This is a genomic window from Bifidobacterium asteroides (assembly GCF_048001765.1).
GTDB lineage: Bacteria > Actinomycetota > Actinomycetes > Actinomycetales > Bifidobacteriaceae > Bombiscardovia > Bombiscardovia asteroides_K.
Genome location: NZ_CP181447.1, coordinates 1,524,416 through 1,550,451 on the forward strand (window position 1 = coordinate 1,524,416; position 26,036 = coordinate 1,550,451).

At 59.3% G+C, this 26,036-nt stretch carries 21 protein-coding genes and 1 tRNA gene; 12 read left to right on the top strand and 10 right to left on the bottom strand.

The genetic code is table 11. The features are described from left to right. Positions 1–6 precede the first annotated feature (6 nt). Genes purF through purD form a run of 3 tightly spaced genes read left to right on the top strand, consistent with a single transcriptional unit; the run spans position 7 to position 3,897 of the window. A complete protein-coding gene (purF, locus tag ACNAOV_RS06195) occupies positions 7–1,512 on the top strand; it encodes an amidophosphoribosyltransferase (protein WP_416517041.1) in 1,506 nt (501 codons plus the stop codon). 45 nt (positions 1,513–1,557) lie between these two features. Continuing rightward, positions 1,558–2,607 carry a phosphoribosylformylglycinamidine cyclo-ligase gene (gene purM, locus ACNAOV_RS06200; protein WP_416517042.1) on the top strand — a complete coding sequence of 350 codons (1,050 nt, stop codon included), beginning with the start codon at positions 1,558–1,560 and terminating at the stop codon, positions 2,605–2,607. Positions 2,608–2,625: 18 nt separating this feature from the next. Further along, positions 2,626–3,897, top strand: coding sequence for a phosphoribosylamine--glycine ligase (gene purD / locus ACNAOV_RS06205; protein WP_416517043.1), 1,272 nt, complete (start codon positions 2,626–2,628; stop codon positions 3,895–3,897). On the opposite strand, the gene ACNAOV_RS06210 is transcribed toward purD, so the two are convergent. Both ACNAOV_RS06210 and ACNAOV_RS06215 read right to left on the bottom strand, forming a co-directional pair. Next, positions 3,894–6,005 (bottom strand): LTA synthase family protein, encoded by a 2,112-nt coding sequence (locus ACNAOV_RS06210; RefSeq protein ID WP_416517044.1) that lies wholly within the window; start codon positions 6,003–6,005, stop codon positions 3,894–3,896. The two genes, purD and ACNAOV_RS06210, sit on opposite strands and share 4 nt — an antisense overlap. A gap of 166 nt (positions 6,006–6,171) precedes the next feature. Then, on the bottom strand, positions 6,172–7,092 hold the full coding sequence (locus tag ACNAOV_RS06215; protein ID WP_416517045.1) for a metal ABC transporter solute-binding protein, Zn/Mn family: 921 nt from the start codon (positions 7,090–7,092) through the stop codon (positions 6,172–6,174). Between the two features lie 190 nt (positions 7,093–7,282). Here ACNAOV_RS06215 and ACNAOV_RS06220 point away from each other — a divergent pair, with 190 nt between their 5' ends. After that, a complete protein-coding gene (locus ACNAOV_RS06220) occupies positions 7,283–8,647 on the top strand; it encodes an alpha/beta hydrolase (protein ID WP_416517046.1) in 1,365 nt (454 codons plus the stop codon). A gap of 54 nt (positions 8,648–8,701) precedes the next feature. Then, complete coding sequence (locus tag ACNAOV_RS06225; RefSeq protein WP_416517047.1) at positions 8,702–11,311, top strand: bifunctional lysylphosphatidylglycerol flippase/synthetase MprF; 2,610 nt, start codon at positions 8,702–8,704, stop codon at positions 11,309–11,311. Here the strand turns inward: ACNAOV_RS06225 and ACNAOV_RS06230 are convergent. From ACNAOV_RS06230 to purE, 3 genes are all read right to left on the bottom strand, one after another. Continuing rightward, a complete protein-coding gene (locus ACNAOV_RS06230; RefSeq protein WP_416517048.1) occupies positions 11,283–11,726 on the bottom strand; it encodes a Fur family transcriptional regulator in 444 nt (147 codons plus the stop codon). The genes ACNAOV_RS06225 and ACNAOV_RS06230 overlap by 29 nt on opposite strands. A gap of 69 nt (positions 11,727–11,795) precedes the next feature. Further along, positions 11,796–12,962 carry a 5-(carboxyamino)imidazole ribonucleotide synthase gene (gene purK, locus ACNAOV_RS06235; protein ID WP_416517049.1) on the bottom strand — a complete coding sequence of 389 codons (1,167 nt, stop codon included), beginning with the start codon at positions 12,960–12,962 and terminating at the stop codon, positions 11,796–11,798. Further along, positions 12,946–13,452, bottom strand: coding sequence for a 5-(carboxyamino)imidazole ribonucleotide mutase (gene purE, locus ACNAOV_RS06240; protein ID WP_416517050.1), 507 nt, complete (start codon positions 13,450–13,452; stop codon positions 12,946–12,948). The genes purK and purE overlap by 17 nt, the downstream gene beginning before the upstream one ends. A 178-nt stretch (positions 13,453–13,630) precedes the next feature. Here purE and ACNAOV_RS06245 point away from each other — a divergent pair, with 178 nt between their 5' ends. Beyond that, positions 13,631–15,532: a 1-deoxy-D-xylulose-5-phosphate synthase gene (locus ACNAOV_RS06245; protein WP_416517051.1), complete on the top strand. Its 1,902-nt coding sequence runs from the start codon at positions 13,631–13,633 to the stop codon at positions 15,530–15,532. 38 nt (positions 15,533–15,570) lie between these two features. Next, a tRNA-Arg gene (locus ACNAOV_RS06250) sits at positions 15,571–15,647 on the top strand. Between the two features lie 14 nt (positions 15,648–15,661). Here the strand turns inward: ACNAOV_RS06250 and ACNAOV_RS06255 are convergent. Together ACNAOV_RS06255 and ACNAOV_RS06260 are read right to left on the bottom strand one after the other, a co-directional pair. Beyond that, positions 15,662–16,282: an NUDIX hydrolase gene (locus ACNAOV_RS06255; protein ID WP_416517052.1), complete on the bottom strand. Its 621-nt coding sequence runs from the start codon at positions 16,280–16,282 to the stop codon at positions 15,662–15,664. A gap of 21 nt (positions 16,283–16,303) precedes the next feature. Then, the gene (locus tag ACNAOV_RS06260) at positions 16,304–17,860 is read right to left on the bottom strand and encodes a hypothetical protein (RefSeq protein WP_416517053.1); all 1,557 of its coding nucleotides are present in this window, start codon (positions 17,858–17,860) and stop codon (positions 16,304–16,306) included. A gap of 839 nt (positions 17,861–18,699) precedes the next feature. On the opposite strand from ACNAOV_RS06260, the gene ACNAOV_RS06265 reads away from it, so the two are divergent. Then, complete coding sequence (locus tag ACNAOV_RS06265) at positions 18,700–18,945, top strand: TM2 domain-containing protein (RefSeq protein WP_052108376.1); 246 nt, start codon at positions 18,700–18,702, stop codon at positions 18,943–18,945. Between the two features lie 25 nt (positions 18,946–18,970). Here the strand turns inward: ACNAOV_RS06265 and ACNAOV_RS06270 are convergent, their stop codons facing one another. Then, the gene (locus ACNAOV_RS06270; RefSeq protein WP_416517054.1) at positions 18,971–21,628 is read right to left on the bottom strand and encodes a multicopper oxidase domain-containing protein; all 2,658 of its coding nucleotides are present in this window, start codon (positions 21,626–21,628) and stop codon (positions 18,971–18,973) included. Positions 21,629–21,686: 58 nt separating this feature from the next. Between ACNAOV_RS06270 and ACNAOV_RS06275 the strand changes: the two genes are divergently transcribed. The 3 genes from ACNAOV_RS06275 to ACNAOV_RS06285 are packed head-to-tail and all read left to right on the top strand — an operon-like array spanning position 21,687 to position 23,403. After that, the gene (locus ACNAOV_RS06275) at positions 21,687–22,418 is read left to right on the top strand and encodes a helix-turn-helix transcriptional regulator (protein WP_416517055.1); all 732 of its coding nucleotides are present in this window, start codon (positions 21,687–21,689) and stop codon (positions 22,416–22,418) included. Further along, positions 22,415–22,801, top strand: coding sequence for a ferredoxin (gene fdxA, locus ACNAOV_RS06280; RefSeq protein ID WP_416517056.1), 387 nt, complete (start codon positions 22,415–22,417; stop codon positions 22,799–22,801). The genes ACNAOV_RS06275 and fdxA overlap by 4 nt, the downstream gene beginning before the upstream one ends. Continuing rightward, positions 22,798–23,403: a DNA-3-methyladenine glycosylase gene (locus ACNAOV_RS06285; RefSeq protein WP_416517057.1), complete on the top strand. Its 606-nt coding sequence runs from the start codon at positions 22,798–22,800 to the stop codon at positions 23,401–23,403. Before fdxA ends, ACNAOV_RS06285 begins: the two co-directional genes overlap by 4 nt. A 46-nt stretch (positions 23,404–23,449) precedes the next feature. On the opposite strand, the gene ACNAOV_RS06290 is transcribed toward ACNAOV_RS06285, so the two are convergent. Then, on the bottom strand, positions 23,450–24,616 hold the full coding sequence (locus tag ACNAOV_RS06290) for an MFS transporter (protein WP_416518166.1): 1,167 nt from the start codon (positions 24,614–24,616) through the stop codon (positions 23,450–23,452). On the opposite strand from ACNAOV_RS06290, the gene ACNAOV_RS06295 reads away from it, so the two are divergent. Continuing rightward, positions 24,558–24,740: a hypothetical protein gene (locus tag ACNAOV_RS06295; protein ID WP_416518204.1), complete on the top strand. Its 183-nt coding sequence runs from the start codon at positions 24,558–24,560 to the stop codon at positions 24,738–24,740. The two genes, ACNAOV_RS06290 and ACNAOV_RS06295, sit on opposite strands and share 59 nt — an antisense overlap. Positions 24,741–24,751: 11 nt before the next feature. Here the strand turns inward: ACNAOV_RS06295 and ACNAOV_RS06300 are convergent, their stop codons facing one another. Beyond that, entirely contained in the window at positions 24,752–25,933 is a 1,182-nt protein-coding gene (locus ACNAOV_RS06300) for an SLC13 family permease (RefSeq protein ID WP_416517058.1), read from the bottom strand. Between the last annotated feature and the right edge of the window lie 103 nt (positions 25,934–26,036).

Genomic DNA, 26,036 nt, shown 5'->3' on the forward strand with positions numbered 1-26,036 from the left:
CAGACCATGTCGTTGGAGCTTGAAGGCATCCACGAGGAGTGCGGAATCTTCGGAGTCTGGGGCCATCCCGATGCCGCCCGACTGACCTACTTCGGCCTGCATGCCCTGCAGCACCGTGGTCAGGAGGGTGCCGGCATCGTTTCCAACGACCAGGGGCATCTGATCGGACGGCGGGGTCTGGGCCTGCTGACTCAGGTCTTCCCGGACGAGTCCAGCCTGACACCGCTGACCGGGGACCGGGCCGTCGGGCATGTGCGCTACGCCACGACAGGTTCAGGGTCCATCGAGAACATCCAGCCCTTCGTCTTCCGCTTCCATGACGGGGATATAGCCCTGGCCCACAACGGCAACCTGACCAACTGCAACAGCCTCAAGGCGCAACTGGAGGATCAGGGGGCCATCTTCCACTCCAACTCCGACACCGAGGTGCTCATGCACCTGATTCGCCGTAGCCCTGAAAAGGACTTCATGGCGGCGCTCAAACAGGCTCTGCGCCAGGTCCATGGCGGCTTCGCCTACCTGCTCATGACCGAGGATGCCATGATTGGAGCCATGGATCCCAACGGCTTCCGTCCCCTCTCCCTGGGCCGGCTGCCAGGTGGGGCCTACGTTCTGGCTTCGGAAACCTGTGCATTGGACCTGGTCGGTGCCACCCTGGTGCGTGACATCGGCCCCGGCGAAATCGTCCGGGTGGATGACTCGGGTTACAGCATCGAGCGCTATACCAATCAGACCTGCCTGTCCATCTGCTCCATGGAGTTCATCTACTTCGCCAGGCCCGACTCCAATATTTATGGGGTCAATGTCCACTCGGCCCGCAAGAGGATGGGGGCCAGGCTGGCCCGCGAGGCCCCTGTGGACGCCGACATGGTCATCGGAGTGCCCAACTCCTCCCTGTCGGCAGCATCAGGCTATGCCGAGGCGGCCGGACTACCCAACGAGATGGGGCTGATCAAGAATCAGTATGTGGCACGCACCTTCATCCAGCCCAGCCAGGCCATGCGCGAGCAGGGTGTCAGGATGAAACTGGCCGCGGTACGCGGCGTCGTGGCCGGCAAACGGGTGGTGGTCATCGACGATTCCATCGTCCGAGGCACCACCTCGCGCAGAATCGTCCGTCTGCTTCGGGAGGCCGGGGCGAGCGAGGTGCACATGCGTATCGCATCCCCGCCCCTACGCTACCCCTGCTACTACGGCATCGACATTCAACGGACCTCCGAACTGATTGCCGCCAAGAAGTCCGTGGAGCAGATCAGAGAAGCCATTGAGGCCGATTCCCTGGCCTACCTGAGCCTGGACGGTCTGGTGGATTCCATAGGCCTGGGTCGTGATGCACCCTACCAGGGACTCTGCGTGGCCTACTTCAACGGAGACTACCCAACGCGGCTTGATGATTACGAGCAGGGCTTCCTGGCCTCGCTGACCCCAGAGGACCGGGCCCGGCTGGAAGCCTCCAAGGGATCCTATGGACTTGACATGCCTGCAGGGTCGGGGCAGAGAACAGATCAATGAGCACTAACGAAGAGCAGGACAGACAAAGCAGAGAAAGGGGAGTCCATGCCGAAGGCATATGAGCAGGCTGGGGTATCGGTGGAGGCCGGATACGAACTGATCGACAGGATTCGTTCCCACACGGCCAGAACCCGTAGGCCGGGCGCCGGCGACATCGGCGGCTTCGGCGGCGACTTCGACCTGTCTGCGCTCGATTACCGCCATCCGGTCCTGGTCTCGGGCACTGACGGCGTGGGCACCAAGCTGATGGTGGCCCGGGAGGCCGGTCGTCATGACACCATCGGCCAGGACTGCGTGGCCATGTGCGTCAATGACATCATCGCCCAAGGGGCCGAGCCGCTGATCTTCCTGGACTACATCGCCTGCGGGCATAACGACCCAGCCCTGCTGGAACAGGTGGTCAAGGGAGTGGCTGACGGCTGCGTCCAGGCCGGGGCCGCCCTGGTAGGCGGGGAGACCGCCGAGATGCCTGACATGTACCAGCCCGATGAGTACGACCTGGCCGGATTCACCGTGGGTGTGGTCGAACGGGAGTCCCTTGTGGACGGTTCAGCCATCAGAGAGGGCGACCAGCTGATCGGTCTACCCTCCTCGGGAGTCCACTCAAACGGATTCTCCCTGATTCGCCAGGTCCTGCTGGATCAGGGGGGCATGAAGCTGGAGGACCGGCCCTACCAGCTTGGCGGACGGACTCTGGGAGAGGAACTGCTGACACCCACCCGCATCTATGTCAGGGCCCTGCGCCCGCTCTTCGCCTCAGGCCTGCTCAGAGGTGCTGCACACATCACCGGCGGCGGCTTCGTGGAGAAGGTGCCCCGGATTCTGCCCGAGGGTCTGGCTGCCAGCTTCAACCTGGATGCCTGGGAGGTGCCGCCCATCTTCACGATGATCGAGGAGATGGGCGGGGTCGACCACCTGGAGATGTACAACATCTTCAACATGGGCATAGGGATGGTTCTGGTCGTCTCCCCTGACCAGCTGGACCAGGCCCGCGCAGTCCTGGATGAGGAGCAGGAGCCCTACAGCCTGATCGGACAGGTGACAGGTGCTCAAAACGGCCAGCGGGTCATCCTTAACGAAAACGATCGTCAGTAATAGCGAGAGGAGCCCATCGTGGCGGACAAGGTACTGGTCATTGGGTCGGGAGCCAGGGAGCACGTTATCGCCACCACCCTGCTGTCCGGGCCAGGAGTGGATCGGGTCTGGTGCGCCCCGGGCAACCCGGGCATGGAGCCGGACGGCATCAACCTGCTGCGAGAGGATTCCTCACAGCCTGAAAAACTGATCACTGCAATACGCGAGCTGGGAATCGACTGGGTCTTCGTTGGACCCGAGGCCCCTTTGACGGCCGGATTGGTCGACGAACTGCAGGCTGCCGGCATCCCCGCCTTTGGACCCGGCAAGGCTGCGGCCCGCATAGAGGGGTCCAAGGGCTTTGCCAAGGACCTGATGCACAGGCATGGAATCCCGACCGCTGATTATGCGGTCTTCCATGACCTTGAGACAGCCAAGGCCTATGTACGCTCGCATGGCGCGCCCGTGGTCATCAAGGCTGACGGGCTGGCAGCTGGCAAGGGCGTGACGGTGGCCGCCGACCTTGACCAGGCCATGCAGGCCCTGGATGCCATCTTCATCGATCATAAGTTCGGACAGGCCGGAGCCCAGGTGGTCATCGAGGATCAGCTGGTGGGTCAGGAGTGCTCGCTCATGTGCTTCGTCAGAGGTGAGCAGTTCTGGCCCATGCCTCTGTCCCAGGACCACAAGCCGGCCTATGACGGGGATAGGGGTCCCAACACCGGTGGCATGGGGGCCTACTCCCCTCTGCCGCAGTTCGGCCCGGAACTGACCCAAAAGGCCCTGGATACCATCGTCGCTCCCACCGTCCGTGCCCTGGCCCAGGAGGGCAGTCCCTTCACCGGAGTTCTGTACACAGGGCTGATGGTCACTGACAAGGGTCCTGAAGTCATCGAATTCAACGCACGACTGGGAGACCCGGAGACCGAGGTGGTGCTGCCTGCCCTTACCAGCGACCTGGGTACAGCCATCCGCACGCTGATGCAGGGTGGAGAGCCGCAATTCACCTGGGACGACTCCCACAGCCGCCTGGGTGTGGTCCTGGCAGCAGAAGGCTATCCCGGCAATCCCAAGACCGGGGTGCCCGTGCCCTTGATCGCTCCGGAGCAGGACCTCAGAGCCTACTACGCCGGAGTGTCCGGCTCGGCTTCGACTGGTCTGACATCTTCCTCGGGACGGACCGCTCTGGTGGTGGCCCGAGGTGACGACCTGACCCAGGCAGCCCGCCGAGTCTATGACCGTCTGGACGGATTGTCGATGCCTGGCCTCTTCTATCGGCACGACATCGGCCACCGCGGCCTGGAAGCCTAATTGGCCGAGCTGGTCGAGCCCTCGCTGTCGCTGTCCTTATCCTGGCTTTGCTCCTCCTGGCGGGCTTGTTCCTTGACCTTCTGACGGGCTGCATCCGAACGGCGGGTGGGAGTGGTGTTGAAGCCGGTCCCCTGCAGGTAGTGCTTACCTGCCATGATGTCGTACTGGATCAGTTTGTAGTCATTCAAGAGCTGCCGGGTGGACCGGTCGAAGTCACGGGCATTCATGGGCTGACCCTGGGCATCCAGATAGTTGGTCTGCCCTGCCGGGATCCTGTTCCAGTCCTGGATCTGGTTGGCAACCGGAGGCTCAATGGCGCTGATCTTTTCGTGCAGCTGGGTCAGAAAGGCCGTGAATGGCGAAACCTTGGCATCCATGTGCTCTGCCGCCTGTGCCTGGAAGAAGTTGGGCGAGGAATAGGCGCTGTTGCTTACCTGGGTTCCCGAGGCATCCGAGGCCTTGTTGGACCAGATGAAGTAGTCGGTCAGATGCAGGGCCAGGGAGTTGCGCTCGTCCCAGCTGGCCGTGCCATAAATGCCGGGCAGGTGATCCCCATAGAAGACCACGGTGACCGGCTTACTCTGGGAATCCAGGCTGTTCAGGAAATCAGCAGTGGCCTGATCGGTCAGACTGACCCCCTTGGCATAGGTGCGGATGGACTGCATCTCATCGTCGCCCAGGGGCATGTTGGGGTCGGAGGAGCTTACCGAGAAATTATTGTCGTCATACCAGTCGTTGTAGGGCATATGGTTCTGCATGGTGATGACCTCGACGAACTGGTTGCCCTTGTCGTCGCCCATCTGTTCCAAGGCGGAATCGTAGGCGGAACGATCCCCCACATACTGGCTGCGGTCGATGCGGTCCTGGTGGGCTATCTGGTCAGGGCCGGTCAGCGAGTAGAAGTGTGAAAAACCGAACTTCTTGTAGTTCTCAGCCCTGGAGTACATGGAAGACTCATAAGGATGGAAGGCCAGGGACTTGGATGGCGACCCCCAGGCCTGATTGACCGTTGGTATCCAATTCAGATGAGGGATGACCTGCTGGTAGGGGGATGTCAGCGAAGGGTCGAAGTTGGCCATGGACAGGCCGGTCATGGCTTGGAACTCCAGATTGGCCGTGCCCCCACCGTAACCGGAGGAGAGCATGAGCCCGCTGGTGGTGCCCTCCTTGATGGATCTGATATGGGGCATGGGGTCCTGGTTGAGCGCGACGCCCGGCACCCGCGTGGGATCCGAGAAAGACTCAGAGAGAATGTAGACCAGGCTCGACTCATTCATATAGGACTTGCGGTCACGGTTGATGCGGTCAGCCGAAATCTGGTAGCGGTGGGCCAGAGACCGCATGGTGGCACGGCTGTAGCCTGCGGGCTGGTCCATGACCTTGGGCCGCAGCTGCCGGGAGAAGGACACGAAGACCCCGTTGCGCTGGGCGTCATATACCGAGTCCCACATGGAGGGTATATCTCCCATGAACTGAGAGAAGCGATAGGCGGGGCTGCCGTAGGTGCCCACAGTAGACATGAAGAGCGCCACCACCAGGACCGGGACCAGGACTCCTACGGTACGCAGTCCAGCGCCTAGGGGCTTGTTGCCGGTGGCCACCGGACGGCCACGACGAGCATCCATCCGTGTCACCACCCAGCAGAGCACTCCGAGAATGATCAGGGCCACGACACCCAACCCGATCATGATCAGGGACCGGGCCGGGAGGAAGGAGACCAGATTGGCTGCATCGGCATGGAGGAAATCCAGATCGGAGGGCAGGACGGCTTCGTAGCGTGCACGCACCTTGAAGCGCTCGATGACCGCGATGACCGCGCAGATGGCCAGGATCAGCCCCGATGCCGCCCAGAAGCGATTGGTCAGGTAGACCAGAGCCAGGTAGACCAGGCCCACAGCCAGCATGTTGAGCACCAGGACGAATCGACGCTGGGTCCACATGGCCGAGATGAAGCCCCAGAAGCCGATCAATGGGTTGGACAGCTCTACGCGGGAGCTGTTCAGGGAGACCCCCCACTGCAGGATGCCCACTGACAGGAAGTCAATCAGGATGAAGGCGAGCAGATAGACCCACCCACGCACCCGAAGACGTCCGGTTATGTTCTGCATCCAAGATGTCCACCGGCCGGGCTGACGCTTACAATCCTTCACCGCTTACTCCTGACTTTGGCAACTGGGCCCCATGGGCTTTTACCGATACCTGTGCCATTGTTCCCATTAAGGACGACAAGCCTCTTGAAAACACCCCTTAGCGAACATAAGAGCGAACGGGCAGTCAGGCCTTGGAGCCCGGCACCCGCTGGACCAAGGCGCTGATCCAATCCTCCAGGTTCCGGTACTTGTCGGGTCGCTGCTCGCTGACCTCGAAAACCGGCACATGGGCCTTGCGGGCCTCAATGGCTAGCTCCTTGGAGGTTCGATTGACCTCCTGAACGTTGAGCACCAGCATGTCCAACTGCCCGGAGGTCAGCAGGTGGCGGAAGGCCACCAGGTCCTCGGGCGAGGGTTCGCTCTCGTTGGCGGCCGCCCGCAGATACCCCTCTGGGGTCAGGTCCTCCATGCCCAGATCATGGCAGAGGTAGTAGGCAGCCGATTCCGTGGCCGCGTAGTGACGTCCCTGGGTCTGCTTGCGCGCATCGGCTATCAGATTATCCAGCCGGGCCTGTCGACCCTGCCAGTCCTGGTAGGCCTTGTCAAAGTCGGCCTCGCGACCTGGACGCAGCTGCCGGTAAGCCTCATGCACAGCCTTGGCCGCTGCTCTCCTGCCCTGGGAGGAGAACCAAAGATGGGGGTTGTCGCCGGTCTTGCGCCCCGATGCCTTGGATATGTCCACCAGCCCGGCCTGTCCGGTTTCAGCTGCCTTGACCGCCCAGTCGTCGATGCCGGCCCCGTTGACTATGACCAGATCGGCACGGCTGATTCGGGCGATGTCAGCCGTTGTCGGCTCATAGTCATGGGCATCAGTCGAGGTGTTGCTCAGAATGGTGTCCACCCGGGCCTGGTTGCCGCCCAGGTCCTCGGCCAGGGATTGCCACTGATTAATGCTGGCCACTACCTGCAAAGGGCCGGACCCGGTGGGCGATGATGACGATTCGCTATTCCCGCAGCCTGCCAGACTGGTCAGCAGGGACAGTCCGGCCAGAAGGGAGGCGACCAAGGCACGGGTCCGGCGAAGGCGTGGGCTGCTGGCATGCATGGATGAAGGTTCCTTCCTGGCGACGACGTGGGGCCAGTTGACAAGCCCTACAAGCGTTACTGAGATTGATTATCAATAAATCTACCATAGAATAACGAATGGCCAGAACTGGTGCCTATAAAAATGGCAGTCATCCGCCCAAACACTCCCTATACTGAACTGCGGATACGTTTTGGCTGGAAGGAATTGCATGGGTACATGGCTGGCAAAGGTCCATCTGACCCAGGGATGGCTTCCCGCGACGCTGTTCACCCTGACGGCCCTGGCCCTGGTTCTGCTGGTGTTGACCGGACTGACCCATGGACGCTGGCGGACCCTGTTGAAACAGGTCGCCATCGCCGCAGGCATAGGAGCCCTGGGACTGCTGGCCACCTGGCTGGTCTCCGATGTCTTCATGCTCTTCGGAGTTTCCCTGGGCTGGATGGTCATTATCACCGTGGCCCTGGGCTTCCTAGCTGTGGGGTTCACCATTTGCGTCCTGGTCACTTCCCGGGGATGGCGCCGCCTCCTGGCAGCCCTGAGCATCCTGCTCTGCCTGCTGTCCACCGGGCTTAGAGTGGATATCATCTACGGAGAGTTCACCACTCTGGGATCCCTGTTCGACGTCACTCTCTATCCCGACTACGGGAGCCACCAGGCAGTCAGACCAGCCATGAGTGTGGCCCAGTGGCGTGCCCGGGCCTCCAAAGGCAACCTGCCGGCCTATCCCCACACCGGCCGCTCCTACAGCGTGCGCATCCCCAATGACAGCTCACGTTTCCTGGCACGTCCAGCCGATATTTACCTGCCGCCCGCCGCGTTGAGCAAGAAGCCTCCCGCTCTGCCCGTCTTCGTCCTGCTGGCCGGTCAACCAGGTAGCCCCGACCGGCTCTTCACCGCCGGGTCCATCCCCGCCTTGATGGATGCCTACGCCGCCGAACATGATGGACTGGCTCCAGTGGTGGTCTCTCCCGACCAGAACGGATCCTCCTTCCACAACAGCCTGTGTGTAGACTCCCCCGTCTACGGAAAGGCCGAAACCTATTTGAGCCGTGACGTGCCTGCCTGGATCCGGGCCAATCTGCCGGTCGACGGCAAACCTCAGCTCTGGACCATAGGAGGATTCTCTCAGGGAGGGACCTGCTCCACTCAGCTGGGAGCGCGGCATCCCGATGTCTACGGGAACATGCTCCCGGCCGACGGGGAACTGGAGCCAACCCAGGGTCGACAGGACCAGATGATCCAGGACTACTTCGGCGGCGACCGGAAACGCTTCCTGGCCCAGGTCCCTGCAAAAGCCATCACGGATCGGGCCCCATCGAACCAGCGGCTATTCACTGCCGCTGGTTCCAACGACAAGGAGTCCCAACACAATATGATGGTCATCGCCAGGGCCGCCGACCAGGCTGGCATGAGCGTGGAGGCCGTCATAACCCAAGGGTCGGGCCATGACTGGCATACAGTCAAGACCGCCTGGAAGCCCGGACTGGAATGGCTGGGCGAAGCCATGGGTCTTGGACCAATGTCCCAACCAGTCCAGGACTTTCCGGATATTGTTGAGATGAACATCAGCTGAAACGCCGATACAGCGGATCGATAGAGATCATCAGCAGAAAGAGCCACCGCAATCATGCAGACAACGAACAAGGGAACCAGACTGATGGAACCTTCAGCCAAGAGTGTCTTGCTGACAGACTTGGCACGATGGGCCAGACGTCACGCCCTTGCACTGGCCTTCAGCCTCGGACTGATCCTGCTCAATCTGATCAGCTGGCTGCTGATCTGGCTACTGCGCATTCCTGGCAGAAACCGGCTGGGCATGCCTCTGTCCGATCTGATTATTCGTCAGGCTTCCCGGCCCTTCCATGGACAGGGTCGGCCCTCGCTCCTGGTCCAGTTTGCACGACTGCTGGTATCCCTGGTCATCACCCCGGGTCCCCTGCCGCTGGTTATAGATGTTGCCCTGGTGCTGGTCATGCTGTGCATCGCAGAAACCAGGCTGGGGCGCAGGCGCACCGTGCTGGCAGCGGTCATCAGTGCCGTAGGCGGCGCGGCGGTCGGTCTGATCATCTGCTGGCTGATCAACGCCCTCCAGAATCATTGGGCCTGGTTCATCAAAGTGCCCATGTCGCTCAGCCCCATCATCCTGGTGGTCGGTTCCCTGATGGCATCCATCCCCTTCAGCGACTTCCTCTGGCGACGCAGGATTGCCACCATCGGTTACACAGCGCTGATCCTCATGGTGCTCTACACCGGCAATCCGGGCTCCTATTGCGCCCTGGCGGCAGCGCTGATCGGACACATGACCGGACACCTCTGGCACGGACCGGTCCAGGATGCCAATCCGCACGGCCATAGCGGATCCTACGAGACCCGCCACCTGCTGGGAGCGGTCGCCACGGTTCTGGCACTTGGCCCCTTGGTCACCGTTTCCTCCCGCATCCGCGCCGGCTTCCTCACCCCCCTGGGTACATTCATGGGCTCCAATACCGGAGGAAGCGCTGCACTGTCTCGCTGCCTTGCAGAAAACAATCAGGTCAGCTGCTACGCCCACTACGGTCTGGTAGCCGGCCACGCCCCCACTGGCATCTCCTCCCTGATCATGCCCACCCTGGTTATGCTGGTTGCGGCTTGGGGCATCTACCACGGCCGCCGGGTCGCCGCTGTCACCGGTGTGGTCCTCAACGCCCTGACCGTCGTCATGGCCCTGCTCTATTTCCTGGTATTCCCACTGACCATCGGCGAAGGGCTGCCCCAGGCCATACGTCACGGCGCCCTGCCCTCGCTGCTGATCATCACCCTGCCGCCTTTGATTCTCAGCTGGTTCCTGGTGCGCAACATAGGAATCTTCCTGGTGCGGACCAAGACCTCACGTCTGCAACTGGGCTGGGCTGCCATCGTCCTGGCCTTCATGGCCACCGCCATGGGCTACATGGCCTTCACTGCCATCAGTCCCGGCTCCTTCAATCCCCGGCCCACCACCAGCAGGGCACTCTCCCAGTTGCCTGCGCTCTACCTGCCCAATGGAGTGGCTTCACGCTTCCTTCCAGCCCTGGTGCCACGCACCCCCACGGGGAGAATGGTCAGCCATGGAATAGGGCTGATCTTCTGGCTGGTGGTTCTGGTGGTTCTGCTCTCCTGGATGCGCAGCTCGGTCATCCAGAATGGCAGCGAACGCCAGGAAGCTGACAAGCTGGTCGAGTACGGTGGCGAAAGCATGTCCTTCATGACCACCTGGGAGGGCAACAGCTACTGGTTCTCCCCCAGCGGCCACTCTGGCATCGCCTACCGGCTTTTGCACGGCATAGCCTTGACCACCACTGGCCCATTCGGCGACCCTGAGGAGTATGCGGACGACCTGGACGAATTCACGCGCTTCTGCAACGCCCACTCCTGGTCACCGGTCTTCTACAGCGTCCACAAGCCCCAACGTGATCTGCTGGCCGCACGTGGCTGGTCCACTTTGACAGTCGGCACAGAGATGGTGGTCACCCCCAGTCTTTGGCAGACCAAAGGCAAAAAGTGGCAGGATATTCGCACAGCCATCAACAAGGCCAAGCGAGACAACATCACCGATGTGCTGACCACATTCAACGATGCCTCCTGGGACGTCCAATCGCAAATCGTGGACATCTCCGAGCAATGGGCCGAACTCAAGGCGCTGCCTGAGATGAAATTCACCCTGGGTGGCCTTGACGAACTGAGGGATCCGCGCATGGCCATCCTCTACGCGGTAGACGACCGGGGCAAAGTATTGGCCGTGACCAGCTGGATGCCGACCTACCGCCAGGGTCAGGTGATCGGCTGGACCCTGGACTTCATGAGGCACAGGACCGACAGCCCCAACGGAATCATGGAGTTCCTGATAGCGCGAATGGCCGAACGGCTGCGCGATCAGGGCACAGTGGAATTCATGAGCCTGTCGGCCGCTCCCCTGGCCGGCATGGACAGCAGCGGAGACGATGACGATGATCAGGGCGAAGATCGGACTGCTTTCCTGCAGCATGCCCTGCATCTGGTGGCCGACCTGATGGAGCCGGCCTACGGCTTCCGCTCGCTCTTCTTCTTCAAGAAGAAGTTCCAGCCCAGCGAGCAGCCGGTCTATATCTGCTATCCCGACCCGGCTCAACTAGCCCAGATCGGACTGGCTGTAGTCCAGGCCTACCTGCCCAATCTCAAGGCTTCACAGGCCTGGGATGCCATCAGGACCATCATGCCCAAGGGCCGGGAGAATCACTGACGCCTGTCCGACCGGAGCGGTCCCGGCAGCTGCTGCACAGCCCGTAGACCTCCAAGGTGTGCGAGGAGACCGTAAAGCCATGTTCAGCCGCCACGGCCTTCAGCCAGCCATCGTCGGGCGGGCTGATTTCGACGGTCCTGCCACAGCGTTCACAGACCAGATGGTGATGGTGCCTCCGCTGGGCCAGGCAGACCCGGTAGAGACGAATGCCTCCATGCTCAATGCAGTCCAGGCTTCCGGACATATGCAGGGACCCCAGCTGACGGTAGACCGTGGCCAAGCCGATTCGCTGGCCCGAGTCGCGAAGAAGCCTGTGCAGCTCCTTGGCTGAGACGAAGTCGTTCTGGGCCTGAAGAACCCTCCAGATGGCGTTCTTCTGCCGCGTCCGGCGGCCGACGGATGAGCCAGCGTTCATGATTAGACACACTCCTTGGGCTCCATCAAGCCTACATCCGGATTGCCGGTACAGATGTGAGGATTCGGTTCAGTCCAGGTCGGACCAGCAGCCTGTGGCATCCAGATCCTTGGCTGTCCGCTCCGGATTGTCGGTCAGCACCGTCAGATGCCCCATTTTGCGGTCGGTGCGCACCTCGGCCTTGCCGTAATCATGCAGGAACCATTCGGGATGCTCACCCAGCAGCCGCCTGACCGGAGCCACATGCTGGCCCAGAACGTTGACCATGACCGCCGGACTGAGCAGGCGGGGGTTGGGCAGGGGCCACCCGGCGATGCCCCGAACATGTGCATCGAACTGGTCCATGGAACAGGCCTCGATTGTGTAGTGGCCTGAGTTATGGGGGCGCGGGGCCAACTCGTTGACCACCAGACCGCCACCAGGCATGGCAAAGAGCTCAAGGGCCAAGGTCCCGGCCAGTTTGAAGCCGTCAGCCAGGGTCAGGGCCATGTCACGCGCGCGGTCCGCAATCTCGGGTTCGACCCGGGCAGGCGCCAGAGTCATGTGCAGGATGTTGTGACGGTGTTCGTTGCGCACCATGGGGAAGGTGACATAGTCCTTCCCGTTGCCTGAGACCAATATAGAGGCCTCGAAGGCGAAGTCCACGAACCCCTCCAGCACCGAGGGCGGAAAATCTCGGCCATTCATCCGCGTTTTCAGGGCCTGCAGATCCTCCTCTGTGCGCAGAACTGCCTGGCCGTGGCCGTCATAGCCGCCGGTTCGCGTCTTGAGCACAGCGGGCATTCCCAACTCTTTCAGAGCCGTGTCCAGCTGGTCAAGACTGTCAACCTGCCTCCAAGGAGCGGTATCGATGCCATGGCGGTTGATGAAGGTCTTCTCGTGGACGCGGTCCTGGGTGACCCTGAGCAGGTCGGTCCCCTGTGGGATGGCCACGCGGTCCCTCACCTGGTCCAGCGCGTCGGCATCCACATTCTCGAATTCGTAGGTGAGCACATCACTGCGTTCGGCAAGCCGTTTGAGGGCATCGAGGTTGCCATAGTCGGCTGTCTCCTGGAAGTCGGCCACCTGGGCCGCAGGAGCATCGGGCGTGGGATCCAGCACACCTACGCGGAATCCGTGGTAGCGGGCGCTCAAGGCCATCATCCGTCCCAGCTGGCCGCCGCCCACGATCCCGATGACGGACCCCGGTTCCAGGTGGTCAATTCTTCCCTTGGTCTCCTCAGACAAGCTTGGCATTGGAAGCCTCCACGGATCGGGCCAGCTCGGCCCGGTAGTCATCCAGGGCCTGAGCCAGCCTTGGATTGTTGATGGAAAGGATCGAAGCCGCCAGCAGACCGGCGTTGGTAGCCCCGGATGCCCCTATGGCCGTGGTCGCAACAGGAATACCGGCAGGCATCTGCACGATGGACAGGAGCGAATCAACCCCGCTCAAGGCATGGGACTTCACTGGCACCCCGATGACCGGCAGAGTGGTCTGGGCCGCCACCATGCCCGGCAGATGCGCTGCCCCACCGGCCCCGGCGATGATGACCCCTATACCCTGGCTACGGGCCTGATGCGCAAACTCCGCCATGCGCCCAGGTGTGCGATGGGCGGAGATGACCTCCTTGGTGTAGACGATAGCGAACCGGTCCAGCATCCGACAGGCTTCCTTCATCGTCTCCCAGTCGCTTGATGATCCCATGATCACTGCGACGTGTGCCCCTTCATGTGTATTGTCAGCCATCGGCCCTCCAATGTTCATGCACATTCGATACTACGCAAGACCGGGGAGAAGCAGCCAATCGTGACGGTCCTATGGATGTAAGGGCCGGGCCTGGTGAACATCGGGCTTTCAGCGGCTCCAAACCCCCGCCCCAGACCTAGAATCATTGGATTGCATCACGGAAATCGACAGGAGGGTTATGGGCAAGCTTCTGGACAGCATCGACTCCCCACAGGATCTGAAGGTTCTCTCCGTGGAAGAGCTGAATCGACTGGCAGATGAGATCCGTCAGTTGCTGATCCGCTTCTGTCGACGTCATGGCGGACACCTGGGCTCCAATCTAGCCACCATCGAGCCCATCATCGCCCTGCACTACGTCTTCGATATGCCTCATGATCATCTGATCTTCGACGTCTCCCATCAGGCCTACACCCACAAGATTCTGACCGGTCGGCGCAGGGCCTACACGGATCCCGAGCATCATGAGGATCTGTCCGGATTCACCTCGCCCAAGGAGAGCCCCTACGACGACTTCATGCTGGGGCATACCGGCACCTCCATCGGTCTGGCCTGTGGAATGGCCACCCAGCGGGATGCGACCGGCGGCAAGGCCAACATCATCGCCTTCATCGGGGATGGTTCCCTGAGCAGCGGGCCGGCTTTCGAGGGGCTGAACTGGGCTGCAGAACAAGGTGGCAACCTGATCATCGTGGTTAATGACAACGAAATGTCCATCGCCGAGAACCACGGGGGACTCTACAAGAGTCTGGCGGCCCTGCGTGCCAGTGGAGGACGCAGCCCGGACAACCCCTTCCGCGCCCTTGGACTGGACTACCGCTACGTGGAGAAGGGCAACCGAATCGAGGATCTGATCGAGGCTTTCCGCCAGGTCAAGAACACCGATCATCCAGTGGTGGTCCATATTCGCACCCGCAAGGGTTTGGGGCTGGGACAGGGCAGTCAGGGACAAATCGGCCCGACTTCCATAGCTCAGAGCGATGGACAAACAGCTCATATGACTTCCCTGCCGGATTTGCCCGCTGAAGGTCCGGTGGAGGCCAACCACTGGCAGGACGGCTTGGACTCTCTTGGTCGCCTGCCCAACTCACGAAAGACTTACGGAAGAATGGCCATGCAGGCCCTGGAGGCCAGGTTCCCACAAGAGCCGGGCCTGGTGGTCATCTCCCCTGCTACGCCGCTGTCCAACGGTATCGATCCCGACTTCCGCCAGCGGGCCGGGAACCACTACCGGGACGTGGGCATCGCCGAATCCCACGCGATAGCCTACGCTGCGGGCATCGCCAAGGCCGGAGGCACGCCCGTGGTCGCCACATCGGCCACCTTCTTCCAGAGGGCCTACGACCAGATTGAGCAGGAGATGGCCTTGAACGGCAGTGCGGTGACTCTGCTGGTCTTCTCCACCGGCGTTGCCAAAACCGATGCCACACATTCCGGCGCGGCCGACATGGTCATGATGCGAGGCATCCCCGGACTGACCTGCCTGGCTCCGACAAGCGGGACTGAGTTCCTGGACATGCTGGCCTGGGCCACGGGTCCGGCCCGGCAGCCGGTGGTCATCAGGGTGCCCGGCGAGCGCACGCTGGCGACAGAACGCGCAGGCAAGCCAATGGAGCTGGCTGCAAATCCCTCGAAGACCAATGCTGAATGCGGATCGGACGCTGCTCCCTGGGATCACTATCGAATCCTGCAAGAAGGTAAGACCGTAGCCCTACTGGCTCTCGGCGATGCCCTTCCACTTGGCCGCGATCTTGCTGATTCATTGGAGAGGTCCACGGGGCTGAAGCCCACACTGGTGGACCCACATCGCTATGACCAACTGGATGAGCAGACCCTGGACGCTCTGGCCAGTACCCACCCCCTGGTGGTCACCATCGAAGACGGTCAGCTGGACGGCGGCTGGGGCCAAGCCGTGGCTGCATACTACGGACCTAGTCAGGTTCACACCCTGGCCTTCGGAGCGGCCAAGGAGTTCAACGACCGGGTCCCCAAGACCACCCTGCTGGAAAGGTATGGCATGACCGTTCCGGCAATGACTCGAGCCATATCGGATGCCCTTACCGACCAGGCTTCATGGATCTGACCCGCCGGTGGACCCAGGCGGGTACAATGAAAGGGTTTGGCCCCGTAGCTCAGCTGGATAGAGCAACTGACTTCTAATCTGTAGGTCGAGAGTTCGAATCTCTCCGGGGTCACCAATTGCACTACGAACTTACTGCCTGTGCTTATCAATCTCTCGTATTGAGAATGCGGCTATGGTAGGCCCATCGATCAGTCGTCCATCACGGATCATACTGGTGATATCAGCTGACCGCAGCCATTGCAGATCCTCCAATTCCCAATCACCGCCTTGCTTGACGCTATCGAGTACAGGAATGGATGAAACGTCATCAAGCCGTATTTCCATCACCCGCACGTCGTCTTGAAGCACTCCGGCATCGGCATGAAGCCTGTGCAACTGACGGACGGCGTCAGGCTGAGCCCACAGTCCGGTCTCTTCGTGCAATTCACGGATGGCTGTAGTCTGTGGATTCTCGCCTTGCTCCCCCATACCTCGCGGAAATTCCCATAGCCAGTCTTCTACAGCGACCCGCCAGTGGCGCGCTATCAGATAGAAGTCCTCACCCCCTCGTTCTACTACCGTCACACAGATCACACCCGGTCGACCCTGTTTGACGGACGCCACGTGCAAGGTCATGTCTGCACCTGTGTCCCTCACCTTGACGTCCACAGCAGTCACGGTAAAGTCGGCTCCCCCGGCTTCCTCGAAGACTTTCCTACGCCTTATTTCCTGCAGAGGAACCCTAGGCCTCAACTCATCAGCGTTTTTCACAGTCACCTTCCTGGTCGATGATTACCGTTGAGCGAATACCATGGTTTGTGTTGCCGTATGCTGATCGTGCATCCACTCCATCATTGTCAGCAACTCGGGAAATACTTCAATGAACCAAGCTCCAGTCAATATCACGATAATGGATATCGAACTTGAAAAAATGATCTTGTCACAAAAAACGGATATGGATGCGATGACCAGGGTCGCAATAAACTGTTTGATAATTTTAAAGTTGTCCTGTTTTCGGTCTAGCTGCGATGCAAACTTCTGCACGCAATAAGCAATGTTACGAATATGCTGCTGCTGGTCAGAGTCCGGGGCGTTCGGTCGACAATTACGCCACTGCTGTATCGCATCTCTTGACTGATAACAGAACTGCACGAAACAGCCGGAAGGCATCTGCCCGAACAATTCTGTTACCTTGCCCGACAGCATCAATGAGCGCCCACCTGTCCGGCCAGTATAGCGCTCATACGAATTCGGTTTGCTTTGTACGGCCATAAGGCAGCAGCCCAGGTAATCCGCCATTGCTAAGCGGTAGACGAACTGGTACCAGTCCACCAGCGTTTGCTGGTCGCATTCCATGGTCCTATTGCAATCAGTCGTGCCCAAGGGCAAAGCAGAATGCCTGATGAGCGCAAAGGCCTTGGACCGCCTCGGCTCATGGCTTATCTTGTCCAAGACATCCCGAAATGCGGTCTTTTCTACCTCGTTCGCCTTGGATGTGGAACACCAGGAACGCAGGCAATCGGCGTTTTCGCTGACAACAGGAAGAAAGGCATCATTGAAGCTGCGGACGATGCCGGAATTCGACTCGGTTTGAGAACGTTGTTGCTCATACCTGATGAGACCCTTCCGTTCGGCATCTATCCATTCCTGCCAGCGCTGAGCCAGCAATTGGCAGGTACCCTCAGACGGATCCTGCTGGCAGTATGCGGAGCACAAGCAAGCGATCCTGTGAGCTATTGACCAATTATCCTCTGCATGCTCACTCAAGACGGCTCTGGCCTGGGGAACGAACCGTTGGCTTTCTTCAGAGGTGATGGTCTTCTGCAAAACCTGATATTGCAGCGGACGCAACGTACCTATATCCTGCAGGGTAATCGTCTCTGCTCCGGATGAAAGTTGATGCTGATGGTCGAGCGGCACTGTAGTGAACCTCAGCAGGCACTGCTCCAAGGTCGGTTGTCTGCCGGAAACGGTGAGGAAAGGCGCTTCATAACCATTCTGCCCCAGAAGGTCAAGGACGACATCAGGACCAAATGCCAGAAAATAGACGCCATCAAAGAGCTCAGCATCAGTGACAAGGACACGGGGACTATAAAGGAATGCCGTTCTGAGAATGCCGGCAAATCGTTCTAGGAACTCCGGATGCTGCTGAATGGTTCTTTCACAGACGCTCACGCCGTCAGGACCATCTGACCAGAACTTCGAATTCACCTCTGGAATGCGCTCTTGATCGCATTTCTGCTTATGCTTGCTGTTGCATAGAAGCCTGACCTGATTCCAATCGTTCAGCTGTTCCTCCGAATCGAAATTAGTCAGCATGATGGCATATGAACCTACGCTCTGACTCATGTCTATATGCTAGACCTCGTGTTTACCTGCTCGTTCAGCACATTCCCCCCCCCCCTTAAAGCCGGTACAAGCAACTGAGTCATGAAAGAAAACGCCGAAAAGACCGATTGCTGGTCATGGAGACGCGGGATGTTCCACACCACGGTTGCCGCTTCCCTTGGGAACCATCTGCAAATAAACACAAACTCGAATATGCCTGTAGCTATGAATGAGAACCTTGCTCACTGACCCTCTCTGGCTGTCTGCAAGCCCGCGCTCTGCTCTTGCAAAGCATATTCGATTCAACAACCAAACCCAGGATCAGCCGTTTTCCATAGAACCCACAGAACAGCCGACGCCACCGGTGCAAAGCACATATCCATAGTCAAATAATGACCAAATAATTCTTTGCCCTACTTTTTTAAGTCTTGGCTGAACAGATTTCAGGGCCAAGTCCTCTCTTTAGTCAAACCCTCTTGGAGATATAATGTTGCATTCCCACAATGGTATGGACAAGAAAGGCAACCATGAACGATTGGCATCAACCCACAGATAAGCAAACAGGTGAGAACCAAGACCCGACGGCTCAGGCAAGCCAGAATTACTCAGGCTACAGGGGATACGGTGAAGAGCCTTCCAACCAAAACTACGAGTCTGCTTCCCAGCAGGGTAATCCCTCAGCAACTGCCAATGGGTACCCGGATACGAATCAAACTTGGCAGGCTCCGAGCACGAGCACCCAGGGAGGTCCACAGAATCCCTATGGCCAAACCGCATATACGCCTCAATCCAACGGCACCAGCGGACCGGCCCAAATTCAACCTTGGCAGCTTCAGGCCCAATATGTCAGCGGGCCGGGCATGTCGAACAAGTCGAAGGTCACGGCGGCCATCCTGGCTTTCTTCCTGGGCGGCTTCGGCATACACAACTTCTATCTGGGCAAGACCGGGCGCGGGGTCGCTCAGCTGCTGATCACCATCTTCGTCCTCTTCATCGGCCCTCTCATCTCTTCAATCTGGGCCATCGTCGAAGGTGCGCAGATTCTTGGCTCACATCCAGGCTCGCCTTACCACATGGACGGCAAGGGACTCCAGCTGCAGGATTGAAGACGGCAGACGCAGATTAATTGCGTCACGACACCCGCAGGATGCCATGCGCACCCTTCTCGGCCAGGCTCATGACATGGTTGACTATGGAATAGTCGCCTGGCTGATCGACCTTGAGCTCGACAAAGCCACCTTGGGCCGGCAGCAGGGGCAGGACCTGCGTTCCAGCCGATGAAGCACCGGCAGGATTCACGCCTGCACCTCCGCCTATCAGATAACGGCCCTCGGTCCAGACCGTATCGAACTGGGTTCCCACGATATGGAAGGACAGCGGCTGGTTGGGACCCGCATCCAGAACCCAGATGCGGACCCTTTGCCCCTTCTCCAGCTTGAGAGGGTGGGCGTCATATTGAAAGGCCCGTCCGTTGAAGGTCATGATATCCGGGTTCATGGCCGCCACCTTTTCAGCATCGGCAGTCCCTCCATTGGGCCCCAGATAAATTTCGGACTGGACCAGAACATACTCCGCAGCCACTGGCGGCAGGGTACCGTCATCGACAACCACAGCCCCATACATGCCGTTGGCGATATGGTTTGACATGGGGTCGCTGCTGCAGTGATACATCCAAATGCCAGCCCGATCAGCGGTGAAGGTATACAGGAGCTCCTTGCCTGGCTCTATGTTGCGCATCATGGTCTGAGGGACGGCCGGGCCGGCGTGAAAGTCAATGGAATGGCTCATGCTTCCCTTGTTCCTGATGGTTACTTCAAAGGTGTCTCCCACCCGGCCTCTGAGCACCGGACCTTGAGCCAGGGGCCGCGATCCCTTATCCCGTGAATCGCTCGCGTCGTCGAAGCTCCAGACCGTGCGCTCAAACCCTGCAGCCACCTGCTCCTTGCGCTCTTTGACGTCCAGCGTGTACTTTCTGGTTCCAGCCCTCCCCTGATTGTCCAGTGGCGCAAGGGCGGCCTCGGCGGGGTCGCTCTTCTCAGCCTGTGACTTGAGCTTGGCAGCTGATGGGCTATGACTTTGGGCTGCCCGCCCAGCAGAGGACTGCACTTGCTCGGTGGTTGTTCCACCCTTTACCTGGACCTTGAGCTCCATACCCATCTGGCGATGCCCTGCCAGCGAGCACCAGCCCAGTGTGTCGTCCCCCAGGACCCCCACGTCGACCGAGACGCTCTGGCCCACCGGAACTGACCCGGTGCTCTTGCCATTGGCGAAAACCAGGTCATGCCGCTGATCTCCAGTATTTTGAAAATCTACAACCAGCCGGTCGCCTGCCTCGATGTTGATGACATCCGGCACAAAGGCCATACCCCGTACCCTGATTGAAGCTCTGCTGGTGTGACCCGTCGGCTGGACGCTCTTCGACGAAGCCTCATGGACGCCTCCGACACTAGGTGCTGCCCCGACCGAGACAGCCAGCGTCGGCCGCAGAGCCATCAAAACCACGGCGGCCACCAGGACCAACACTGTAGCCGAGGTGGCAATCAGGTCCGTCCTCAGGGCCAGGGTCCCAACTCGTTCGTTTTGCGAATCCTCGGGCTGACACCGACGGTAGCGTTTGGATGCCAGAACCTGCTTGCCGTGAGCAGCCAGATACACCACGGTCAGCATCATGGAGAGGATTCCCAGAACATTCAGCAGGTTCCCCGCCTTCCACAAGGGCGTGTATAATCTGATGGCTCCAAGGAGCCTGATCAGCAAACCAACCTGCATAAGTGCCCAGGCACCCCAAAGGAGCGGGTGGAAGGGCAGAGGCCTCCGAATGACCGAAGGGACAATCATGCAGACATGTGCGATGACCATGGTCATGATGAATCCGACAGCCAGCGCGTGCAGCGCCATGTCGCCCCAGTAGGTGCTGGAATCCAGAGGTGCCGCCATCCATATGAAAGCAGCCAAAAGCCCCCAAGCGTAGGCCGACAGCATGCAGGTGCCCATGAATCCCGGCAGACCACCATGACGGAAGGTGCCCTTGGCCACATCATGACTGGCCATCACGAGAAGGAGCAGGCACAGAGACAGCCCCAGAAGTGGATAGCCGACCGAAGGCGCCATGGCCTGGACCGGCAGCATCAGGGCGGTCAGGAGGCTGAGCCCCAGGATTCCTGATTCAAGAAGGATATCCGAGAAGACCGCCCTGGCCAGCTCCACCCGCTCACCGACGATGGTCAGAACCAGAAAAAAGAGCCAGGTTGGAGCTAGAACCGCGGCATCCAATCCTGCAACCCAGCCAGCGGCCCCGACCAGACCCACCAAGGATCCGAGAACCTGTATGAGCACCTCTGCAGAAGGCTGCCGACGCCAGATGGCCAAGTACATGGCCGTCAGAACCAGCATGGACAAAGTCCACGGAATGCCGCCAAAAAGCTCCACCCTGACCCATGCCGGAGCAGCAGCGCGGCTTGAAACTATCAACGTCAGCAGGCAGAGCAGGGACCCCAGCAGGCCCAAGGCAGGAGCGAGAAACCCCCAAGATGGTTTGCTGGATCCGCCGCTGCGATAGGCCACTGCCCTCTCCAGGCCAATGGCAGCGCCCAAAAACCCATAGACCATGAGCATGCCATGCAGATCAGCCAAGGGCACCCTGCCCGAGGGGTGGATCAGATCCGAACGGATCAACGCCGCAACAAGGCCAAGCAATGCAGCCAGACCTGCGCCGATAAGGAGGACCGTCCTGGACCTGGGCAAGGCCATTCTGCCGCCGGACTTGCGCATCTTCTGGTCATTGTGCATGAGTCTGTCCGCCTTGTCCTGGGTTGATAATTGATTTGATAGTTATACAATTTAATCGATGAGTCAGGAATTTCAAGCCCACGGCAAGCGTAGAAGCGGGGAGGAGATCCGTTCTGCAATCTTGGATTATCTGCATATGGCGGCCGAACAGACCGGTACAGGTCTAACCGCACAGCAGATCGGAAAAGCCTTTGACATCCATCCGACGACCGCTCGTTTCCATCTTGAACGTCTGGTCGAACAGGGCGAAGCAGTCCGTCAGAGAAAAGACAGCGACGGTCAATCAACCGGTCGAGGCAGACCGGCTGTCATCTACTCCCCCACATTCATGAACCGGGTCAGGGAGGATATGATCTCCTCGCTTTGCATGGCTCTGGAAACCGCCTGCCCCGATACTGACAGCAGGGATAGAGCCGCACTGAAAGCAGGTCAGGTCTGGGGTCGTGCCCTGGCCAGACGAAGCAGAGGGAATGCAGAAAAGGACCTGTCATCGAGCATGACGCAGACACTGTTAGATACTCTGGCCACCCTGGGTTTTGCTCCTGTTACGGCAGAACCGGATTCATCAAGCCTGTATCTGACCTCATGTCCCTTCCTGGACAGCGTCAACGCCCATCCCATTATTTGCACAATCCATTTGGGTATGGTCCAGGGACTTGTGGAGAACAGCAGCAGAGCGGTCAAGAATAAAAAAGCCAGTATACTGCTGACACCTCTGTCTTCGCCAAAGGGATGCTTCCTGAAAGTAGCGACAGCAGACAACCAACCAAGAAGGAGCCTAAATCAATGACCTACGTGATTGCCCAGCCCTGCGTGGACGTCAAGGACAAGGCCTGCGTGGACGAATGCCCGGTGGATTGCATCTACGAGGGCCCAAGGAACCTGTATATCAACCCCAACGAATGCATCGACTGCGGCGCATGCGAGCCCGTTTGCCCCGTGGAAGCGATCTTCTACGAAGAGGATCTGCCGGAGGAATGGACCTGGTTCAAGGATGCCTCCGAAGACTTCTTTGCCCAGGTCGGTGATGCAGGCGGTGCCCAGGCCCAGGGACCCTACGATCACGACCATCCACAGGTCGTAGCTTTGCCCCACCAGGATAATTTCGTCTGCATTCAGCCGGAATCACGCGGCCAGCGCGCGGTCTGGGTCCGCAAGGACCAAACGGAATGAGAGCCGGTTCAAGCCAGGACGATCACCTGGTCTTCCCTGACTTTCTGGACCGTCCTGTGGAGGAGGCCGCCCGGATGCTTCTGGGCTGCCTGATCATCCGGGACTACGAGACGGAAGGTGAACAGGCCAGGGTTCGGATCGTGGAAACCGAAGCCTACGATCAGAAAGATCCGGCCAGCCATGCCTATCATGGACGATCGGCCCGCAATGATGCCCTTTTCGGCCCAAGCGGACACATGTATGTCTACTTCACCTATGGAATGCACTACTGCATGAACATCTCCTGTCAGGAGGACGGATTCGGCGCCGGGGTACTGATTCGAGCCTGCCAACCAGTGCAGGGTCTGGATCTTCTACGCAGCCACAGACACGGCCGTCACCCGGACCAGGAACTGACCAACGGTCCCGCCAAGCTCTGTCAGGCCTTGGACATCGACAAGCGCAACTACGGCCATGACCTCAGGAAACCGCCCATCCGCCTGGCAGCCGCAGGGCTGGCCCAGGACGAGACCATCACGGCAACCCCCCGAATAGGCATATCCCATGCCAAAGAGACCCTACGACGGTTTGTCATCACCGGCAACCCCTACCTGTCGCGATGAAAGGGCAGGATCCTCAACTTCTGACTTCTACAGCCTAAAGGGCGGCTTATTGCTCAATGTAGCGCGATTCCACACAGCTCTGGAATCGGACAAGCGAGAGAATGACAGCAGCCAGCAGAGCAATGATCAGCATGCCTATGAAACTGCCTGTTACCGGATTCAGTCCGAACACTGATGAAAAAGCCTTGAAGGCCCAGGTGGATGCCGTAAAACCGAGGCTGGTGGTGGCCGAAAAGATCCCCATGACCAGTGGATAGCGCTTGTGTGGAGTCAGATTGGACAGGAGGAAGGGGCAGGTGGCCATATTGATGGCACTTCCCGAACCAACCAGGAAGGCGGATAAGCAGACCAACGGGAAGGAGCGGGTAGTCAGGAAGAGCAGGGCGCCCAGGGCCATCAGAAGGAAGGCGACCGGAATGGTCCATTGTCGACAAATCCGCTTGATGCCGTTGATACTAAGCCCGATCACGACCGAGGAACCCGTGTTGAACATCAGGGCCACCCCGGCTGCACTGGTGCCGCCCAGACCGTACTTGGCTATGTAGACCGCGAGCTTGTTGTAGAGGACCGCGACCAGGAAAATGCTCAGAAACCCGATAAGAATACATGAAATGGTAGCCCACCAGCATTGTCCGCTTTTTCGGGAGGACGATACTTTAGAACCTACGACCTTTCCCGACTCCTCCTCGACGGCACCGACCCCGGGGATCATGAAGATGACCAGGACCAGGGCAGGCAAGGCCAGGAAATAAAGCCAATAGTTGTGCAGCCACCCTCCCTTAGCCAGAACACCGCCCAGGGCAAGAACCAGCATGGAAGAGCCATCCTGAACAGCCAGGACCAGCCCCATCAGCGCCGCCAACTGCTTCCCGCAGAAGAACCTGGCCGACAGACTAGGGAGAACCGTGGTAGCGATACCCACGCCAAACCCGACTACCAAAGCAAACAGGAGAAGCTGGCTTACGCTGCTGTGCAAAACCAAGGGGCTCAAGCCGCCCAAGGCGACGCACAGACAGCTGATGCAGGCAGCAATCCTGAAACTCATTCTGGTCAAGAGTTGGCCAAATAAAAGAGCTGAAACTATAGCTGCCGAAGAGCCTATGGAGACCACCGATTCAACGGTGGAGGGATCGGTATGAGGAAAGGATGCCTGGATGGCTGCAACGGAAGGAGAGATGATGGAGTCAAACCGCGACATGATGGCCAAGGCCATGATTCCGACCAGAACCCCAAGATTCCGTCTGGTCAATATCCTTGTGTCCTTGGGCTTAGATGTGCACGGGGCCGGTTCCATCGTTCCTGCCTCCCTCTCAATGCTAGCGGCACCATTTGGTTGATGGAGGGCAGTCTACTCCAGCAGCAGGGCCATGCCAACCAAAACAATCAGGAAAAGCAGATTAAGTGATGTATATATCTTCAGATAATCGCCTTTCTTGTCAGGGTACTGCTTGACCACAGCCTTATAGGAGATCAGTGAGGCCATTGAAGCCACCAGGGTGCCGAGCCCACCCAGGTTGGTGCCCAGAATGATCGGGCGCCAGGCTGTCGAAAACCCTGAGACCAGAAGGGCCGTCGGCACATTGCTGATGAGCTGGCTGCACAGGACCGATGTGATCAAAGGATGGATATTGACCAGGCTGCTGACCAGGTTGTAGAACTGGGGGATCCGCCTGGCATTGCCTATGAAAATGAAGAAAGCCACGAAGGTCAGCAGCAGTCCCCAATCCACATGCAGAAAGACCCGCCTGTCACAGATCAGGAAAGTCACCGCCACCACCAGGACCATGACCCATTGGGGAATCAGCTTGGCCACACCGAGCAGACAGACAAAAAAGAGCATGAGGTATACAGCAATGCGCCATCCACTGGACTGCTGCATTTCTTTCACCTGAGGCTGTATCCCATCCTCCCTGGGCGCCAGTACGCTGCGGCGAATCTCTTGCGGATCCATACCCTCGAACTTGTTCAGATGTTGATTCCTGAAAGCAAACCAGCAGCACAGGAAGAGCATCAGGGCCGCAACCAGGGCGTAAGGCGCCATAAGGAGGAGGAACTCCCCAGTAGGCATCTCGGAGCGGGCCTTGAGATATAAGTTGTGGGCATTACCAATCGGCGTCAGCATACTGCCCACATTGGCGCCCAGGGTCATCAAGGTGACAATCAGCAGGGCATGGTTTTCCAGACCGGCCATGATGAGAACAGCGATGGCAAAAGGCACGAAAGTAACCAGAGCCACATCATTCGTGATGAACATACTGGAGAAGAAAGGCAGAGAAACCAGGACCAAGGCCAGGCCCCGCACCGAGCGGACACGACTCAGCAGGCCGGCTCCGATGGCATGGAAGACCCCGATGCGCTGAAATCCGCAAACCACCATCATCAGGGATCCCAGCTGGGTGAGGGTATTGACGTGGATGTAACCCAGATATTGCCGGTCGGGAGGAATGAGGATGCAGGATACGAGAGCGATGACTGCCGCGACGACCAGGACGGTCTCGTTTTTCAGCAGTCCGATCACCCGATGTTGCATGGTCACCTCCGGCGAACGAATTCCTCACTTAGTTTACGCGCCCGCCCCCGGCTTACAGGACCTTGCCAGGCGCTATTTTCCGCTTCTGAGCCTATGGTCGGGG

Excerpts from the sequence above, each read along its gene's own strand:
- purE (WP_416517050.1), bottom strand. The coding sequence starts at position 13,452 with ATGGCTGACAATACACATGAAGGGGCACACGTCGCAGTGATCATGGGA.
- ACNAOV_RS06245 (WP_416517051.1), top strand. The coding sequence starts at position 13,631 with ATGGGCAAGCTTCTGGACAGCATCGACTCCCCACAGGATCTGAAGGTT.
- ACNAOV_RS06275 (WP_416517055.1), top strand. The coding sequence starts at position 21,687 with ATGAGTCAGGAATTTCAAGCCCACGGCAAGCGTAGAAGCGGGGAGGAG.
- ACNAOV_RS06260 (WP_416517053.1), bottom strand. The coding sequence starts at position 17,860 with ATGAGTCAGAGCGTAGGTTCATATGCCATCATGCTGACTAATTTCGAT.
- purK (WP_416517049.1), bottom strand. The coding sequence starts at position 12,962 with ATGCCAAGCTTGTCTGAGGAGACCAAGGGAAGAATTGACCACCTGGAA.
- purM (WP_416517042.1), top strand. The coding sequence starts at position 1,558 with ATGCCGAAGGCATATGAGCAGGCTGGGGTATCGGTGGAGGCCGGATAC.
- ACNAOV_RS06220 (WP_416517046.1), top strand. The coding sequence starts at position 7,283 with ATGGGTACATGGCTGGCAAAGGTCCATCTGACCCAGGGATGGCTTCCC.
- ACNAOV_RS06225 (WP_416517047.1), top strand. The coding sequence starts at position 8,702 with ATGCAGACAACGAACAAGGGAACCAGACTGATGGAACCTTCAGCCAAG.
- ACNAOV_RS06285 (WP_416517057.1), top strand. The coding sequence starts at position 22,798 with ATGAGAGCCGGTTCAAGCCAGGACGATCACCTGGTCTTCCCTGACTTT.
- fdxA (WP_416517056.1), top strand. The coding sequence starts at position 22,415 with ATGACCTACGTGATTGCCCAGCCCTGCGTGGACGTCAAGGACAAGGCC.
- ACNAOV_RS06295 (WP_416518204.1), top strand. The coding sequence starts at position 24,558 with ATGGCTGCAACGGAAGGAGAGATGATGGAGTCAAACCGCGACATGATG.
- ACNAOV_RS06215 (WP_416517045.1), bottom strand. The coding sequence starts at position 7,092 with ATGCATGCCAGCAGCCCACGCCTTCGCCGGACCCGTGCCTTGGTCGCC.
- ACNAOV_RS06230 (WP_416517048.1), bottom strand. The coding sequence starts at position 11,726 with ATGAACGCTGGCTCATCCGTCGGCCGCCGGACGCGGCAGAAGAACGCC.
- ACNAOV_RS06270 (WP_416517054.1), bottom strand. The coding sequence starts at position 21,628 with ATGCACAATGACCAGAAGATGCGCAAGTCCGGCGGCAGAATGGCCTTG.
- ACNAOV_RS06210 (WP_416517044.1), bottom strand. The coding sequence starts at position 6,005 with ATGCAGAACATAACCGGACGTCTTCGGGTGCGTGGGTGGGTCTATCTG.
- ACNAOV_RS06300 (WP_416517058.1), bottom strand. The coding sequence starts at position 25,933 with ATGCAACATCGGGTGATCGGACTGCTGAAAAACGAGACCGTCCTGGTC.
- ACNAOV_RS06290 (WP_416518166.1), bottom strand. The coding sequence starts at position 24,616 with ATGGCCTTGGCCATCATGTCGCGGTTTGACTCCATCATCTCTCCTTCC.
- purF (WP_416517041.1), top strand. The coding sequence starts at position 7 with ATGTCGTTGGAGCTTGAAGGCATCCACGAGGAGTGCGGAATCTTCGGA.
- ACNAOV_RS06265 (WP_052108376.1), top strand. The coding sequence starts at position 18,700 with ATGTCGAACAAGTCGAAGGTCACGGCGGCCATCCTGGCTTTCTTCCTG.